This window comes from Polyangiaceae bacterium, from assembly GCA_020633235.1.
GTDB lineage: Bacteria > Myxococcota_A > Polyangia > Polyangiales > Polyangiaceae > JACKEA01.
Map to the genome: position 1 here is coordinate 115,014 of JACKEA010000007.1, position 14,816 is coordinate 129,829.

16 protein-coding genes are annotated in these 14,816 nt (G+C 67.4%); 6 read left to right on the top strand and 10 right to left on the bottom strand.

Annotation, left to right across the window (positions count from 1 at the left end):
* The first annotated feature begins 193 nt into the window (after window positions 1-193).
* From H6717_33735 to serS, 4 genes are all read left to right on the top strand, one after another.
* Entirely contained in the window at window positions 194-934 is a 741-nt protein-coding gene (locus H6717_33735; GenBank protein ID MCB9582045.1) for a Uma2 family endonuclease, read from the top strand.
* Between the two features lie 92 nt (window positions 935-1,026).
* A complete protein-coding gene (locus H6717_33740; protein ID MCB9582046.1) occupies window positions 1,027-2,181 on the top strand; it encodes a hypothetical protein in 1,155 nt (384 codons plus the stop codon).
* Between the two features lie 55 nt (window positions 2,182-2,236).
* The gene (locus H6717_33745; GenBank protein MCB9582047.1) at window positions 2,237-2,776 is read left to right on the top strand and encodes a hypothetical protein; all 540 of its coding nucleotides are present in this window, start codon (window positions 2,237-2,239) and stop codon (window positions 2,774-2,776) included.
* A 31-nt stretch (window positions 2,777-2,807) separates the two neighbouring features.
* On the top strand, window positions 2,808-4,124 hold the full coding sequence (serS, locus tag H6717_33750) for a serine--tRNA ligase (GenBank protein ID MCB9582048.1): 1,317 nt from the start codon (window positions 2,808-2,810) through the stop codon (window positions 4,122-4,124).
* Here serS and H6717_33755 read toward each other — a convergent pair.
* Together H6717_33755 and rnr are read right to left on the bottom strand one after the other, a co-directional pair.
* On the bottom strand, window positions 4,121-5,347 hold the full coding sequence (locus H6717_33755; GenBank protein ID MCB9582049.1) for a hypothetical protein: 1,227 nt from the start codon (window positions 5,345-5,347) through the stop codon (window positions 4,121-4,123). The genes serS and H6717_33755 overlap by 4 nt on opposite strands.
* A 24-nt stretch (window positions 5,348-5,371) precedes the next feature.
* Window positions 5,372-7,642, bottom strand: a complete 2,271-nt coding sequence (gene rnr, locus H6717_33760; GenBank protein ID MCB9582050.1) for a ribonuclease R — start codon at window positions 7,640-7,642, stop codon at window positions 5,372-5,374.
* Between the two features lie 127 nt (window positions 7,643-7,769).
* On the opposite strand from rnr, the gene H6717_33765 reads away from it, so the two are divergent.
* Both H6717_33765 and add read left to right on the top strand, forming a co-directional pair.
* Entirely contained in the window at window positions 7,770-8,891 is a 1,122-nt protein-coding gene (locus H6717_33765; GenBank protein MCB9582051.1) for a thioredoxin domain-containing protein, read from the top strand.
* Between the two features lie 38 nt (window positions 8,892-8,929).
* Window positions 8,930-10,090, top strand: a complete 1,161-nt coding sequence (add, locus tag H6717_33770) for an adenosine deaminase (protein MCB9582052.1) — start codon at window positions 8,930-8,932, stop codon at window positions 10,088-10,090.
* Window positions 10,091-10,166: 76 nt separating this feature from the next.
* On the opposite strand, the gene H6717_33775 is transcribed toward add, so the two are convergent.
* The 8 genes from H6717_33775 to H6717_33810 form a co-directional block, all read right to left on the bottom strand.
* Complete coding sequence (locus H6717_33775) at window positions 10,167-10,820, bottom strand: LON peptidase substrate-binding domain-containing protein (protein ID MCB9582053.1); 654 nt, start codon at window positions 10,818-10,820, stop codon at window positions 10,167-10,169.
* Window positions 10,817-11,497: an SDR family oxidoreductase gene (locus tag H6717_33780; GenBank protein ID MCB9582054.1), complete on the bottom strand. Its 681-nt coding sequence runs from the start codon at window positions 11,495-11,497 to the stop codon at window positions 10,817-10,819. The genes H6717_33775 and H6717_33780 overlap by 4 nt, the downstream gene beginning before the upstream one ends.
* Entirely contained in the window at window positions 11,494-12,054 is a 561-nt protein-coding gene (locus tag H6717_33785) for a GTP cyclohydrolase I (GenBank protein MCB9582055.1), read from the bottom strand. The genes H6717_33780 and H6717_33785 overlap by 4 nt, the downstream gene beginning before the upstream one ends.
* Window positions 12,054-12,491 (bottom strand): DUF2203 domain-containing protein, encoded by a 438-nt coding sequence (locus tag H6717_33790; protein ID MCB9582056.1) that lies wholly within the window; start codon window positions 12,489-12,491, stop codon window positions 12,054-12,056. The genes H6717_33785 and H6717_33790 overlap by 1 nt, the downstream gene beginning before the upstream one ends.
* Before the next feature lie 4 nt (window positions 12,492-12,495).
* A complete protein-coding gene (locus H6717_33795) occupies window positions 12,496-12,948 on the bottom strand; it encodes a MerR family transcriptional regulator (protein ID MCB9582057.1) in 453 nt (150 codons plus the stop codon).
* A 158-nt stretch (window positions 12,949-13,106) separates the two neighbouring features.
* On the bottom strand, window positions 13,107-13,457 hold the full coding sequence (locus tag H6717_33800; protein ID MCB9582058.1) for a hypothetical protein: 351 nt from the start codon (window positions 13,455-13,457) through the stop codon (window positions 13,107-13,109).
* A complete protein-coding gene (locus tag H6717_33805; GenBank protein ID MCB9582059.1) occupies window positions 13,454-14,308 on the bottom strand; it encodes an ABC transporter permease in 855 nt (284 codons plus the stop codon). Before H6717_33805 ends, H6717_33800 begins: the two co-directional genes overlap by 4 nt.
* Window positions 14,309-14,311: 3 nt before the next feature.
* On the bottom strand, window positions 14,312-14,809 hold the full coding sequence (locus tag H6717_33810) for a hypothetical protein (GenBank protein ID MCB9582060.1): 498 nt from the start codon (window positions 14,807-14,809) through the stop codon (window positions 14,312-14,314).
* Window positions 14,810-14,816: the final 7 nt, after the last annotated feature.

Genomic DNA, 14,816 nt, shown 5'->3' on the forward strand with positions numbered 1-14,816 from the left:
GGCCATCGTCGCAGTCTAACTGACGTCCCGAGCTCGCACTGGCGATCGCCACCCTTCGCCACCGGCGGCCACCCTCACGGCGGCGGCTAACCCGGCGAAATCCCACGGGCGCACCTGGTGGCCCGAAGCTTGAAAGGCAGCTTGGCGATGTGCAGGCGTGACCTTGACCAAACCCAGAACGGAGGGAAAGCTGATGACCGTGACCGCGCCGCGAGAAGGCTTCGAAGTCGAGCCGCCGGACGTCTCCGGAATCGTGATCGACGACGGAGCCCCCGTGGATAACCCGTACTCCGAGAAGCAGATGCGGCTGCTCACGGAGTCGCTCTATGCCTCTTGGGGCGGCCCGCCGGGGCGCGACGGCGAGCCGGAACCCCGTCAATTCCTGGCGGCCGCGAACGTGGGCTGCTTCGCATCGCCCCGCGAGCCGCCGCTGGTGCCGGACGTGATGCTCAGCTTGGACGTGCGTTGGCGCTCGGAGCTGTGGCCGGACAAACGGCACATGACGTACTTCGTGTGGGAGTTCGGCAAGCCCCCGGACTTGGTCATCGAAGTCGTTTCCAACCGCGTTGGTGGAGAGCTCGATCGCAAGAAGCGCGGCTACGCGCGCATGAGAGTCGCTTATTATGTGGTGTGGGACCCGGGCGGGGAGCTGGGCCCTGCCGCGCTGCACGCGTTCGAGCTTCGCGGTGATCTGTACGTGCCCCTCAAAGAGCCATGGTTCGAGGCGGTGGGCCTCGGCCTTACGCTGTGGGACGGCGAGTACGAAGGCATGGCCGATCGCTGGCTTCGCTGGTGTCGCACGGATGGCGAGCTGATCGCCACGGGCGCGGAACGCGCCGACGTCGAGTCTGCCCGCGCCGACGCCGCAGCTACCCGCGTCGCCGAGCTCGAAGCACGCCTCCGCGCGCTGGGTGTGAATCCGGAAGACGAGTAACGCATTGCCGGGACGTCCGCGCCATTTTTGTTGGTGCGCCGCGGTCACACCACGGTTCGCTGTGAGGCATCGGCCGCTGTACACTCGCGCCCTTGGTGAACTTCGACGACATCGCGCGCCGCACCGGGCTCGTACGAAACGGGCTGCGATTCATCCATGAGGGAACGCAACAGCAGTTCGTGCTGGCGCCGGCAGGCGCGTTCGTGATGGGCATGAGCGCTGCCGAGGTCAAGCAAGCCCTCCGCGAGGTCCGCTACGACCCCGATGTCCCTTTTTGGCGAGACGCGCACGCACGTTGGTACGCCGCCGCGCAGCCGCTCCACGTCGTGACGATTCAGCCGTTTCTCGTCGGGCGCAGCCCGCTGCTGGGGGCCGCCGCGGAACGCGCCGGCGTCGACTGGTCCACGCACGAAACTGCGGAGCACCGTGGCAAGACCGCCGCGGCGGCGATGAGCGCAGAGGCGGCGATGGTCGCGCTCGCGCACTACGGCTGGACCTTGCCGAGCGAAGCGCAGTGGGAATACGTGGCGCGCGCGGGTGGTAGTGAGACGTGGGCGGGCGGTGCAGGCTTCCGCGACGCCATCGAGACCCAGATTTTCGACCCACGGTTCACCGAAAGCCCGACGCAAAGCAACGGCTGGGGGGTGTGGGGGCTGGGCCTCGGAGAGTGGATCACCGACGCGTGGCACCACGACTATCACGGCGCCCCCGACGACGGCTCGACTTGGCGGGAGAAGCCAGGTCCACCAACGACGTATCGCGGTGGTGGCGTGCTGCACGCACCCTGGCAGAGCTCCGACGAAGCAATGTCGTGCCATGCCGCGAGGCGCGGAGGTCCGGGCGCCTGGAGAGGCATGTTCGTGGCCCGTCCCATAGTCATGCTGCCGTGGCTCGAAATCGAGATCGCGCGTCCGGATGTCCCCCTCAGCGTGCCCTTCGACGAAGCTGTTGCGGCGCTCGAGTCCGAGCTCCGAGCGGAGCGCACGCGCAAGCAGCAAGCGAACGAGGCCACCCACGCGAGAATGGCGCGCCTCCGCACCGAGCTTCCGGGATCCATTCAAGAAGGGATCGTTCGCAGCGTGGGCCGGGATGGCACGTACATCGTGCGTCTGCCGGAAGTGAACGGCATTCTGCGGTTGGCGGCGGGCGCAGCTCCGCTAGAGCCTGGCGACGAGGTTACGGTGCGGATCACTGGAACCGGCGGAGTTCCGGAGGTCGAGCTCGTGTCGCGGCCTGAAGGAGAGTGACCGCGAGACGTCGCGAGTGAAGGCCGCCGCGAAACTCCGGTGCTATCCTCGGGCCATGCGTCGAGCTGCTCTTCTCTTGGCCCTTTCGACGGTCGCCCTCAGCGCCTGCGCCCCCAAGCCACCGCTGCGCTGGGAAGAGGGTGGCGCGCCGTTGATCATCACGCCGGCGCGCTGGGATCGCCCCGGTGACGATCCCATCGAGATCCTGGCCAACGGCCAGATCGTGGAAGACGGCGATCCGATCATGATGGTGGACCGCGCCGGTCGCATCGTGGACGAAGACTACGAGCCCGTCGCGATCCTGCTGCCGGACGGCCACGTCGCCGGCCCCGACAACCGCCTGCTCGGCCGCGTGGGCGTGGCCAACGCCGCGCCTCCCGGCTCGGCCGCAGCTTGGCTCGCAGTCATGCCCAACGGTCAGGTGATCTACTTCGACGAGGACGGCGATCGGGAGGACCGCGGCGTTTGGCAGGGCTGCGAGGGCCCGCAGAAGCGGACCTGCACCTACGTCACCCACGTGATCTGGGCCCAGCGCTACCTCAATCGCAACCGCGGTGGCGTCAGCGTGGGTGTCGGCGTCGGCGTCGGCTACTGACAACCGCCGCATAGAGCGCTAAGAGCGCCTCATGCTCGACGGGCGATACGTAGCCGACCACCTGGACGACGTGCGCGCGGGCCTCGCGCGGCGCTCACCGGAAACCGCAGCCCTCCTCGACGACGCCAGTGCAGCCTTTGCACGTCGGCGAGAGCTGATCGGCAAGACGGAAGCGCTGCAAGCCAAGCGCAACTCCGAGAGCCAGGCCATGGGCCAACTGGCGAAGAGCGGCGACAAGGCCGCCTTCGAAGCGCGGCGGTCGGAGCTGAAGCAACTCTCGGATCAGATCAAGGAGCTCGAAGCCGAGCTCGCGGAAGCGGAGCGAGCCGTCGAGGACAAGCTGCTCGGCATTCCGAACTTGCCCCACGCCACAGCCCCCGACGGCAAGGGCGAAGAAGACAACCCGACGCGCCGCACCTGGGGCACCGCACCGAGCTTCGACTTCGATCCCAAGGCGCACTGGGACCTGGGCCCCGAGCTCGGCATTCTCGACTTCGATCGCGCGGCGAAGCTCAGCGGCGCGCGCTTCGCGGTGCTGTGGGGCCAGGGCGCCCGCATGATGCGCGCGCTGACGGCCTTCATGCTCGATCTGCACACCCAAGAGCACGGCTACACCGAGGTGTACCCGCCGTTCTTGGTGCGGGCCGAAGCCCTGCGCGGCACGGGCCAGCTGCCCAAGTTCGAGGCGGACTTGTTCAAGACCCAGCGCAGCGATCCGGACGACCCGGGCGCGCTGTACTTGATCCCCACGGCGGAGGTGCCCGTCACCAACCTGCACGCCGACGAGATCCTGGACGGCGCAAAGCTTCCCATCGCCTACACTGCCTTCACGCCCTGCTTTCGCAGTGAGGCCGGCTCCCACGGCCGGGACGTCCGCGGCCTGATCCGGCAGCATCAGTTCGACAAGGTGGAGCTGGTGCGCTTCGTGGAACCGAGCCAGTCACTGGAGCAACTGGAGCTCTTGACGAGCCACGCCGAAGAAGTGCTCAAGCGCTTGAACCTGCACTACCGGGTGGTGGAGCTGTGCACCGCCGATCTCGGTTTCAGCGCTCAGAAGACCTACGACCTCGAGGTGTGGCTCCCGAGCCAGCAGGCGTTCCGTGAGATCTCGAGCTGCTCGAGCTTCGGGGACTATCAAGCGCGTCGGGCCAAGATCCGTTTCCGCGGCGAGCCAAAACAAAAGCCAAGGCTTTGCCACACCCTCAATGGCTCGGGCTTGGCGGTGGGTCGCACGTGGATCGCGATCGTGGAGCAGTATCAGGAGAAGGACGGCAGCGTCGTGATCCCGGAGCCGCTGCGCGGTTTCGTGAACGCCGAGCGCATCACGCCGCGGGGCGACGCGGTTTAGTTCGTGATTGGCGTGTGCTTGCAGTCGCCGCTGGTCCAGTCGTAGCGCTGGCCGCCGTCGACCATTTCGAAGTCGCTCCACTTGAGGGACTTGAGGTCCTGCGCGCCGAGGCCGACGCCGGACCACTTGGCGGTGGTGTAGGTGTCGTCCATGCCGGTGAAGGTGATGTTGCCGCCGTCCGACAGGATCATGCCGTACTTCTGCAGGGCCTTCGCCACCACCTGCGCCGCCGGCTTCAAGCCGCTGATGTTGGCGCTGGCCTTGAGACGCATGCGCGCGCCGTAGGGCGGCGCGTTGGAGCCGCCGGAGGTGGCGCCGGTGGAGTGGGTGGCGGGGTGGACGTAGATGTCCGCGCGCATCAGCGAGTTCGGCAAGATGAAGCGGATGGCGTGCTCGATGGCGCCCGCCTGGATCTCGTCCGCGGTGAACATATGGGCGGAGATCGGTAGGCCCGCAGCGTCCGCGCTGGTGCAGTAATCGCCGCGCATGTTGTCGGGATACACCTTGGTGAGATCCCAGATCACCTGGCAGCCACCTTGGAAGTTGTTGCCCACGATGTTCGCGCGCCACATCTCGTGGAGCCTACAGGTGGAGGTGTCCATCACCAGCAGGTGGCAATCGCCGTCGTTGGTGCAGGCGTATCCATTCTCTCCTTCGAGGGAACCGGTGGCGGGCACCGGGATGGGCGCGGGGTCGCAATCCGGCGAGTAGAAATCACCGGTTTGCGTGAACGTCTTTTTGGGAGTGGACGCATCTGCCATCAACAGCTTGATGGAGAAATCGATCTGGAAGCGCGAGCCGGACGTGTGGTTCTGCTGCAGGTAGTTGATGACCGCGCTCGACTCGGAGTCGAGGGCCGCGGAATCCACCGGCGTGTTCCACACCGAGCCGGGCGGGAACAGCTGCCCCGGAGCGTTGCCGCACGCGCCCAGCGCGCCAGTACCGCCCGATCCCGCGGCGCCACCGGTGCCGCCTCCGCTACCGCCGGTGTTACCGCCACCGCTGCCCGCCGCGCCGCCGGTGCCACTGCCCGCCGCGCCGCCGGTGCCACTGCCCGCCGCGCCGCCGGTGTTGCCGCCACCGGTGTTACCGCCACCGCTGCCGCCCGTGCTCGCCCCGGCTTTGCCGCCGCTGCCCCCGCTACCGCTGGAGCTGTCGTCGCTGCTGCACGCTGCCGTGATCGCCAACACCCCCGCTAGCCCCACCATCCAACGACCCTTCATGGGCGCTAGGGTAGCACCGCAGGGTCAGCGCTTCTTGCGCTTCTTGGGAGCCCTTCCGCTGGGCTTTCGGGGTTGAGGTTTCGGCTTTCGGCCCCGGGGCTGCTCTTTGCGGCCCCGACGGCCCTTCTTCGAGTCCCGCGCCAGCGCGTCGAGCACCTTGTCGGGCGGCACGCGCCGCGCGTACACCGTCCGGCGCAGGATGGCGACGTCCTCGATCTCGACCACCACGCGGTCACCGAGGGCCACGGTGTCCCCCGAGCGCAGGCCCACCACGCTGAGCTCGTCCTCGCTGGCCTCGTAGCGATCCGGACCCAGTGCCTCGTAGCGCACCAAGACGTCCACGAAGGGCTCGTCCAAGGTCACGAACAAGCCGCTGCCCACGATGGCCGTGACCGAGCCGTCGACGACGTCGCCAATGCGATCCCGCATGTACAGGGCGCGGTACAGATCCACGACCTCGCGCTCCACCTCCATGGCCGAGCGTTCGCGAACGCTGGCCGCTGTGGCCGCCGCGCGCAGCTTCTCGATGGCGGCCGCGCTGGTGTCCGGCTTGCCGCCTCGCAAGATGTGCTTCACCGCGCGGTGCACCTCGATGTCCGGATAGCGCCGAATGGGCGAGGTGAAGTGCAGGTACGCGTCCGAAGCCAAACCGAAATGGCCGATGTTCACGATGTCGTACACCGCCTGCTTCAGGGAGCGGAGCAGGAGCATCTCCAGCACCTGCTTCTTGGGGTGCTCGGCGATGCGGCCCAAGAACTTGCTCACGCCGCGGGGCTCCAACAGCGCCTCCAGATCCACCTGCACGCCGAGGGTTTCGGCCACCTCGCCGAGTCGCTCGAGCTTGGCTTCGTCCGGCTTTCCGTGCACCCGATACACCGCCGGCGCCCGGCGCTTGCTGAGCCACTGCGCCGTGAGCTCGTTGGCCAAGAGCATCAGCTCTTCCACCATCTGATAGGCGCGCTTGATGCCGGGATCCTCCGCCCGGCGCTCCACGCCGATGGGCGCCCCGGTGTGCTCGTCGAGCTTCACGCGGGCTTCCGGCAAGTCCAGATCCAACGCGCCGCGGCGCATGCGCTTGCGGCGGAGCTTTCGCGTCAGCTCCTCCACCGCACGCAGGCCCTTCTTCATGGCATCCGCCTGCGCGCTCCGCGGCGGGTTGTCGCTGAAGCCCAAAGCCCGCGCGACCCCGGGATAGGTGAGCATGGCCGCGGAGCGCATCACGCCCTCCACGATCTCGAAGTGCGTCACGTCCGCGTTCTTGTCGAGGTCCGCGATCACGCACAAGCACAGTCGCTCCGCTTCCGGCAGCAGTGAGCACAGGTCCGCCGCCAGCGCCGCCGGCAGCATCGGAATGGCACGGTCCGGCAGGTAGATGGTGCAGCCGCGGGACAGCGCTTCGTCGTCCAGCGCGGTGCCGGGCTGGACGTATTCGCTCACGTCGGCGATGGCCACCCACAGGCGGTAGCCCTCGTTGGTGCGCTCCACCCACACCGCGTCGTCGTGGTCCCGCGCGTCTTCCGGGTCGATGGTGGGCAGCGGCACGTTGCGCAGATCCACGCGGCCTTCCAGCGTGGATCGCAGGAGCTTGGCGGCCATGGCCTCGGCTTCCCGCACCGCGGCTTCGGGGTGTTCTTCCTCGATCTGCTCGCGAACGAGGATCTTGGCGACCTCCGCGTTGGGCTCACCGGGCACCCCCAGCACCGCCACCAGCTCCGCCTCGGGGTTTTCGTCGGCGTAGTCCGGGAAGCGGGTGATGCTCACCACCGCCGCGTCGCCGTCGCGCCCCATCTTGGGGCCGTTCACGACCACGATGGGACCGCGCACGCGGGTGTCGTCAGGCTCCAGCCACACGCTCTTGCCGCGCTTCTTCAGCACGCCGGCCACTCGAGGGTTGCGCCGCTGCACCACCTCCGCGATGCGCCCTTCCACGCCGCGATTGCTGCGGCTGATCACGCTGACTCGCACGCGATCCCCATGCATCGCGGGACCGATGCCATCCGGCGCCACGTACACGTCTTCTTGTCCCGCCGCGGTGACGAAGCCGAATCCGCGCGGATTGACGCTGAGCACGCCTTCCCAGCTCTCCCCCGCACCGTGTCGCTGCGCCTTGAAGCGATTACCCGCTTGCCGGCGGATGGTGCCGTCGAAGCTCAGTTGATCGAGGAGCTCGAGCAGCCGCGGGTAGGAGCCCTCGGCAACCCCCAGTCGGGTGGCGACCTCGCGGGCGTGGAGCGGGCGGGGGGATTCGGCCAGGGTGGAAACGATGTCCCCACGGGACGGAAGCGGCGGAGCCATTGGCGCCTCATAGCCCAGGGCGCCCCTCGCCGTCCCGGCCGTTGCCGGAACTGACGGAAATCACAGCATAAGTTCGACTACCAACCACCGGCCGCCAGCAGCCCGATTCGGGCTACACTGCGCCGACGTGCGCTCCGGAAACTGGCTGGTCATCCTGCGAATTTGCACCCTCGTGGCGCTGGCCGCGAGCGCGGCGCTGTTCGTCGACTACACCGCCTTCAACCCGGCGTTCTGCGCGCCGGGCTCGGGTTGCTCGGTCGTACGGGCCAGCGGCTTTGGCTACTTGTTCGGTGGCCGCATCCCGGTACCGCTCATCGGCCTCTTGGGCTTCGGTGGCGTGTACGCCGTGTCCCTCGCCGGGCCGTCGATCCGCAAACCGCTCCTGGCGCCCTTCGCCTATCTCGGCGCCCTCGGAGCGGTGGTGTTCATCGCCCTGCAGGCGGTCATCATCCACGCCTTCTGTCTCTATTGCATGGTGACGGACACGGCGGCGTTGGTGATCGCGGGGGCCGCGTTTGCATACAGTCGCGCTCGCCGGCAAGAGGGCGAAAAGTCGAAGATCGCCGATCCGCTGCGCCCCACGGGTTGGGCATTGCTCAGCGCCATCGCCATCGGCGCGCCGCTCTTGTGGCCCAAGCTGAAGCCGCAGCCCGCGGTGCCAAAGACCATCCAAGCGCTGTACGTCCCCGGCAAGATCAACGTGGTGGAGTTTGCCGACTTCCAGTGCCCGTTCTGCCGCATGCTGCATCCGCTGCTGAACAAGATCATCAAGGACTACCCGGGCCAGGTGAACTTCGTGCGGCTCAACATGCCGCTGTCTCGCCATCCCCAAGCCAAGGACGCCGCGCGCACCTACGTGTGCGCCAAGGCCCAAGGCAAGGGAGACCGCATGGCCGAAGCCCTGTTCGAGGTCGAAGATCTGCGGCCGGGACCCAACCGCCGTCTGGCCATCGACATGGGCATGGATCCCAAGGTGTACGACGCCTGCATGCAGGATCCGAAGACGGACCACGCCATCGATCGCGAATCGACCATCCTGCGCAGCGCCGGATTCCAGGGGCTGCCCACGACCTACGTGGGCTCCACCACCATCGTCGGCGCGCAGTCCGAGGAGATCTTTCGCGAAGCCTTCGAGCGCGCCGCACGGGGAGAGGGAAACGAGGGCATCCCGGCGTGGATGTTCATGGGCCTCACCGCCGTGGCCGTGGGCGGCGCCGTGGCTCTGGGCCGCCGCAAACGCCGGCGCTGAGCCCCTTTTCGGGTCCGACGCCGGTGGTATAGTCGGACATGGCACAAGCGAATGAAAACGGGGACGGAGCCAACGGCCGAGTCGTCCCCTTCGAGGTCTTCCAGGCACTGCCCAAGACGGACCTCCACGTTCACCTGGATGGATCGCTGCGGCTCGAGACGATCCTCGACCTGGCCCGGCAACATGACATCCGGCTCCCCGCCGACAGCGTGGAAGGCCTGAACAAGGCCATCGGCTGCGGCAACCACTTCGGCTCCCTCGTCGATTACCTGCGGGGCTTCGAGATCACCCTCAAGGTGATGCAGACGGAAGAGGCCCTCGAGCGCATCGCCTTCGAGCTGGCCGAAGACGCCCACAAGGAGAACGTCCGCTACATGGAGGTGCGCTACTCCCCGATGCTCCACACGCAGCAGGGACTGAAGCTCACCAAGGTGGTGGAAGCGGTGCTCGACGGCCTACGCCGAGCCCGAGAAACCTACGGCATCAAAGCCAACGTCATCATCTGCGGGATCCGCAACATCTCCCCGGAAAGCTCTTACGAAATGGCGGAGCTGGCGGTGGCCTACAAGGGCCGCGGCGTGGTCGGTTTCGATCTCGCCGGCGCCGAAGCCGACAATCCCGCCAAGCACCACAAGATGGCGTTCCAGCTGGTGCGGGACAACAACATCAATTGCACCATCCACGCCGGTGAGGCCTACGGCCCGGAGTCCATCGCGCAGGCCATTCACGTGTGCGGTGCCCATCGCATCGGCCACGGCGTGCGCCTCCGCGAAAATGGCGACCTGCTCCACTACGTGAACGACCATCGCATCCCGCTCGAGTGCTGCCCGTCCAGCAACGTGCAGACCGGCGCCGTGCGGGATCTGAAGAGCCACCCGCTCAAGCTCTACTTCGACCTCGGCCTACGGGTGACGGTGAACACGGACAACCGTCTGATCACCGACACCACCGTGAGCAAGGAGCTCTACTTGGTGCACACCGAGATGGGCATCTCCTTCCACGACATCAAGGCCATCATCTTGAGTGGGTTCAAGTCGACGTTCCGTCCCTTCCACGAGAAGCAAGCCGCCATGCGCCGCGTGACCGCGGAGCTCGCCCGCTACGACGACGAGGGCAACCTGCGCCCTTCCCAAGGACCGCAGAGTGGCGCGGAGTCGCGCCGTTCCCAGCCCGAGCCTGCCGCAGCCGCAGAAGGCTGACACGATGATTTTGTCGGGGCGGCGCGGTGCCGCCCCGGCTCGCCCGGTGGTTCCGCGGCGAACCAACACCCTTCGCTCAGTTCAGGTTCTTGATGTCGCTGCTACGGCCCAAGAGCGCTTCCTGCACCGCCAGGTACTCCGAGCAGCGACGGATGCGTTCGCGCACGTCGAGTGCTTCGAGCACGCTCTGACGCTCGTCCCCGTCGATGACCAGGGCGTGGGCGCAGGCATCGCACAGAAGCCCAGGGGACAGATCCGTGGGTACCTCGAACTTCAGGCGATCGTCGACCTCGCGCACCCGGGTGGCGAAGCGCGTGGCCGACGAAACCAAGCCGGTGACGTTGGCGCCGTCCCCATGGCTGCAGGCCAACACCTCCGCCCGCGCGCGGCGGTAGGGGTGCACGAAGGGCAGCTCCGTGAGACGCACCCGGGCGCGACCCACGAGGATCAAATCGAAGCGCCCATCCGAATGACGGCGGTGCTGCACGATCTCGCCGAGCCCCGCTACGTCCACCACCACGGGATTGCCGCGGCGATCCACCGCGCCGGGATCCGGCACCAGCACCGGTACGATCAGCTTGCTTCCCGCGAGCACGTCTTCCGTCATCTTGCGGTAGCGCGGCTCGAAGATGTGCAGCGGCAACAGGGTACCCGGAAACAGCACCACTTCCGGCAACGGAAACAGCGCCACTTCCTCGATGACCGTTCCAGGCGCGAAGCGAGTGCTCACGTTCCGAACATCTCCACCACGCCGCCATTGTGGGCGAGCGGCGCGTCCAGTCCGTAGTGCACCAGCGTGCGGGCCACGTCTTCCGGCGTCATGCGCGGCTCGAAGCCACTGCCGTTCAGCATGGTCGTCGCTACCGAGCCGGGAAGAACTGCCACTGTCATCACACCGGTGTCCGTGAGCTCCTGTGCCAGGCTCTTCATGAAACCCGACACGGCCCACTTGGACGCGTTGTAAGGCGCAGATCGCGCGGTGCCCAGGGTGGCACTGATGCTTCCTACGAAAACGATGCGACCGCTGCCCCGGCGTTTCATTGCGGGAAGCAGCGCGCGAGTGAGGAGGAAGGGTGCACGCAGGTTCACCGCCAGCTGTCGGTCCCACTCCTCCAGCGTGGTGTCTTCTACGCTTTTCCTGAAGATCACCGCGGCGTTGTGGACGATCACGTCGGGGGCGGGGCGGGCTGCCACGGCATCGGCGGCGCCTTGGACCTGGGCCGCGTCCTCCAGATCGCAGGGTACGATTTCCACCTGGCGTCCGAGGGCGCGCGCCTCGTGTGCCGTCTGCTCGAGAGCGTCGGAAACGCGTCCCAGGAGCACCAGATCCACCTGCCGCCGGGCGAAGCCGAGGGCCGTTGCCCGGCCGATGCCACGGCTGGCGCCGGTGACCAGCGCCAGCGTCAACGCGGTTCCTCGAGGGCGAGGGACAGCGCCGCGAGATCCAGCTCCCCCGCCTGAGCGGTGGTCACCACCGACGCCTGGCCGCAGGTTCTGCTACGCGCGTTGAGGCAGGCGTGGGACAGCTCGATGCGACAGTACGCTCCCCGCGCGCCGGCGTGCTCCATCAACGCCGTCACCACGTTGTGTCCGATGTCTTCTTGGAGTGCCAAACGGCGCGCGAAGGCTTCCACCAACGCTGCGATGGTGCCCAGCCCCAGGAGCCGCTTCCCCGGAAGGTAGGCGACCGTCGCCGTGCCCACCGAGGGCAACAGGTGGTGCGGGCACACGGTGGCGAGTGCAATGCCACGCACCACCACGATGCCCGGGCTCTCGCTCGACAGCGCGCCCCCGGCGAGCAGCGCGGGCACGTCCACCGCGTAGCCGGCGAGCAGCTCGTCCGCCCAGGCCCGGGCCACTCGCTCCGGCGTCTCCACGAGCTCCGGATCGGAGCTCGGATCGTGGCCCAGCGCTCGCAGGAGCTCGGCTATCGCAGCTTCGGCGCGGGGTCGATCGACGGGCATCAGTTGAGCAGCCTGTGGCGTGTCTCCGGACGCAGCGGAACTCGCCCGGAAAACCCCGCCGACAGCTCGTGATAGTAGCGCAGCCGCTCTTCCCCGTGGCGCCAACACAGCCACACCCGGCGCCCTTCGATCTCGCCGTAGAAGTCCACCAGGCCGATCTGCGGATCCTTGAGCACCGCCCCCAGCGCCGCGACGTCCTCCCAGCCCTGCTCGTAGTGGGCGATGCGCTGCCGCAGGTCCGCCTTCATGCGCAGCACCGCCGAGGTGTCTTCCGCTTCGTCCTCCAACGCGTGCGGAAGTCCGCCGCAGGAGCGCGCGAGCTCCGCGAGGCACTCTTCGATTTCGCTCTGCCGACGGAGCTGTCGCTCCACGATGGCCGTGAGCTCGGGGATGAGCGCGTCGACCTCCGCAATGGTGAAGACTCGACGCGAGCTCATCGATTCAGCGATGCACTCCCCACAGGACGCTGACGGCGTTGGGCGCCTCTTCCACGTCCGACATGGTCTGGCACTCGTCGCAGCGATTCGGGAAGTTCACCTTGTTGCTGCAGCCCGTGCAGCGCGCGATGACGTCGCGGGTGTGCTCGAGCTCTTCCACCAATCGCTTCAGGAGCTCCAAGCGCTCCGTCATGCTCGTGATCTGGTGGTCGAGGCGAGTGAGCACGTCGGCCGCGGCGACGGCGCCGTTCTCCGCCCGATGCTTGGCTTCGAGCATTTCCCGGATCTCTTCCAGCGCGAAGCCGGCAGCGCGGAGGTCCGTGACCAGGCGGAGCTTGTCCAGCTCAGCCGGCGGAAACAGCCGGTGACCTCCTTCGGTGCGTTGCACCGGGTGCAAAATGCCTGCCTCCTCGTAGAACCGCACGGTTCGCAACGTGCTGTCCGAGAGGCGCGCCATGTCCCCGGTTGTCAGTAGCCCGTCCTTGCGGCGGGTTGTCCCCAGGGCGTGCCCGTTACGACGTTCAGGTTGTGATGTCACGCTCCCGCTCCGTAAGGGAAGCCTAGAGATGGGTCCCAGGGGGGTCAAGGCGGACACCTCCGCGCACATGAGGCGTCTCAGCCATTGCCAGCGGAGTCCGCGGCGGCATCCACGGCTCCAGCGTCCGGCGCGTCCACGCAGCTGACCACCCACTTGTCGGCCTGACACACGCCGACCGGCAGCTTGCCCCCGGTGCACACGCCGTCGAAGGCCGGGATGTCCGAGAGCGGGCATTCGAAGCCCGTTCCCGGGCAGCTCGCGGCTTCGCCGTCCACCACGATCTCTGCGCCGTCGAAGGAACCGCCGCGCACTTCGCCGCAGCTTCGGGGCGTGGCAATGCCGGGGGAGGTGTACTCCGGCGGGTGGGAGTCCTTGCTGCTGCAAGCCCAAGAGCCAGCCAAAATGAACAGAAAAATGCTGCGATTCACAGTTGTGGCATCAGGGCGATGGACACCTTCGTCAAGAAGAAGTCCGCGATCAAGATCGTGATCGAAATCACGACGACGGTGCGCGTCGTGCTGTTCCCCACGCCCGCCGTGCCACCTCGGGTGGTCATCCCGAAGTGACAGCCCACCAAGGCGATGATGGCTCCGAAGAACGGCGTCTTGAACATCCCGCTCACCAAATCGCGCATGGTGACGGTGCCCAGGGCGCTCCTCAAGAAGAACTCCCCGGGGATGTTGAACTGAAGATCCGTGATCACCATCGCGCCGGTGAAGCCCAGCACCAGGGCCAGGGCGGCGAGCACGGGCATCACGATCACCGCGGCCGTGAGTCGCGGGAGCACCAGCTTCTTGTACGGGTCGGCGCCCAGGGCGCGGAGCGCGTCGATCTGCTCCGTGACCGCCATGGAGCCGACCTCTGCGGCCATGCCGGCGCCGATGCGACCGCCGACGATCACCGCCGTGAGCGTGGGAGCGAGCTCCCGCGCGAAGGAGAGCCCGACGACGCGTCCGGTGTACTCCATGCCGCCGAACTTGCGCAGGCCGAAGGCGAACTGCACCGCCATCACCATGCCGATGAAGACGCTGGTGACGGTGACGATGCCGAGGGACGCCACACCCAGGGACTCGATCTGCGTGACGATGGCCTTGCCCTCGAAAGGCCGCTTGAAATACGCGCGCAGCGTGCGCAGCGTCATCGTCGTCATCACCCCCAGGTGCTCGAACAGACCGAGCAGACGCTCGCCGTACACCTGCGTCGCCGGTGGTGGCGGCGGCGGGACCAGGCTGATCCGACTCTCGGAGTGAGGCGGCTCGTCGGCGGCGTCGGAGGACATGGTTCAGCTCAGGGTGGCGAAGCCGTTCACGAAGCGCTCGAACTCCGCCTGGCCGCTGACCGGCCCGGAGGATTCGGCGATGTGCAGAAAATCGTACACGCAGCCGTCCTTCTTGAGGACGAACACGGTGAAATACTTCGGCACTCCGTCGAGCTCCGCCACCATTTCCGTACGCATGGCGTCCCGCCCATCCATGGAAAGGACTTCTTGGCTCTTCACCTCACGGTCCGTGAACTGAAGAAACAGGTGGTGGGTCAGCGCCTCCAGGGGAACGTCGTCGCCGTCCTTACCGCAGCGTCCGTTCAGGGCGATGGTCGCGTGGTCCCGATCGTCCCGGTAGGCCAAGAGTGAGCCGCTGACCTGGATGGGGCGCCACGCCTGGGGGATGGGGCCCACCCGGAACGCCATGTCCTCGTTCCGGAACACGTGCCCGTCGAACTGCGGCCCGCCGCAGCCCACCAGGGCGGCGCACAGGGCAAGCGCTGAGAGGCGGAGTTTCATGGGCAAC

What these genes read in the sequence shown, in the direction of transcription:
- H6717_33785 (MCB9582055.1), bottom strand. Translation starts at nt 12,054, where the DNA reads ATGCCCGTCGATCGACCCCGCGCCGAAGCTGCGATAGCCGAGCTCCTG.
- rnr (MCB9582050.1), bottom strand. Translation starts at nt 7,642, where the DNA reads ATGGCTCCGCCGCTTCCGTCCCGTGGGGACATCGTTTCCACCCTGGCC.
- H6717_33745 (MCB9582047.1), top strand. Translation starts at nt 2,237, where the DNA reads ATGCGTCGAGCTGCTCTTCTCTTGGCCCTTTCGACGGTCGCCCTCAGC.
- H6717_33790 (MCB9582056.1), bottom strand. Translation starts at nt 12,491, where the DNA reads ATGAGCTCGCGTCGAGTCTTCACCATTGCGGAGGTCGACGCGCTCATC.
- H6717_33755 (MCB9582049.1), bottom strand. Translation starts at nt 5,347, where the DNA reads ATGAAGGGTCGTTGGATGGTGGGGCTAGCGGGGGTGTTGGCGATCACG.
- serS (MCB9582048.1), top strand. Translation starts at nt 2,808, where the DNA reads ATGCTCGACGGGCGATACGTAGCCGACCACCTGGACGACGTGCGCGCG.
- H6717_33805 (MCB9582059.1), bottom strand. Translation starts at nt 14,308, where the DNA reads ATGTCCTCCGACGCCGCCGACGAGCCGCCTCACTCCGAGAGTCGGATC.
- H6717_33795 (MCB9582057.1), bottom strand. Translation starts at nt 12,948, where the DNA reads ATGGCGCGCCTCTCGGACAGCACGTTGCGAACCGTGCGGTTCTACGAG.
- H6717_33810 (MCB9582060.1), bottom strand. Translation starts at nt 14,809, where the DNA reads ATGAAACTCCGCCTCTCAGCGCTTGCCCTGTGCGCCGCCCTGGTGGGC.
- add (MCB9582052.1), top strand. Translation starts at nt 8,930, where the DNA reads ATGGCACAAGCGAATGAAAACGGGGACGGAGCCAACGGCCGAGTCGTC.
- H6717_33735 (MCB9582045.1), top strand. Translation starts at nt 194, where the DNA reads ATGACCGTGACCGCGCCGCGAGAAGGCTTCGAAGTCGAGCCGCCGGAC.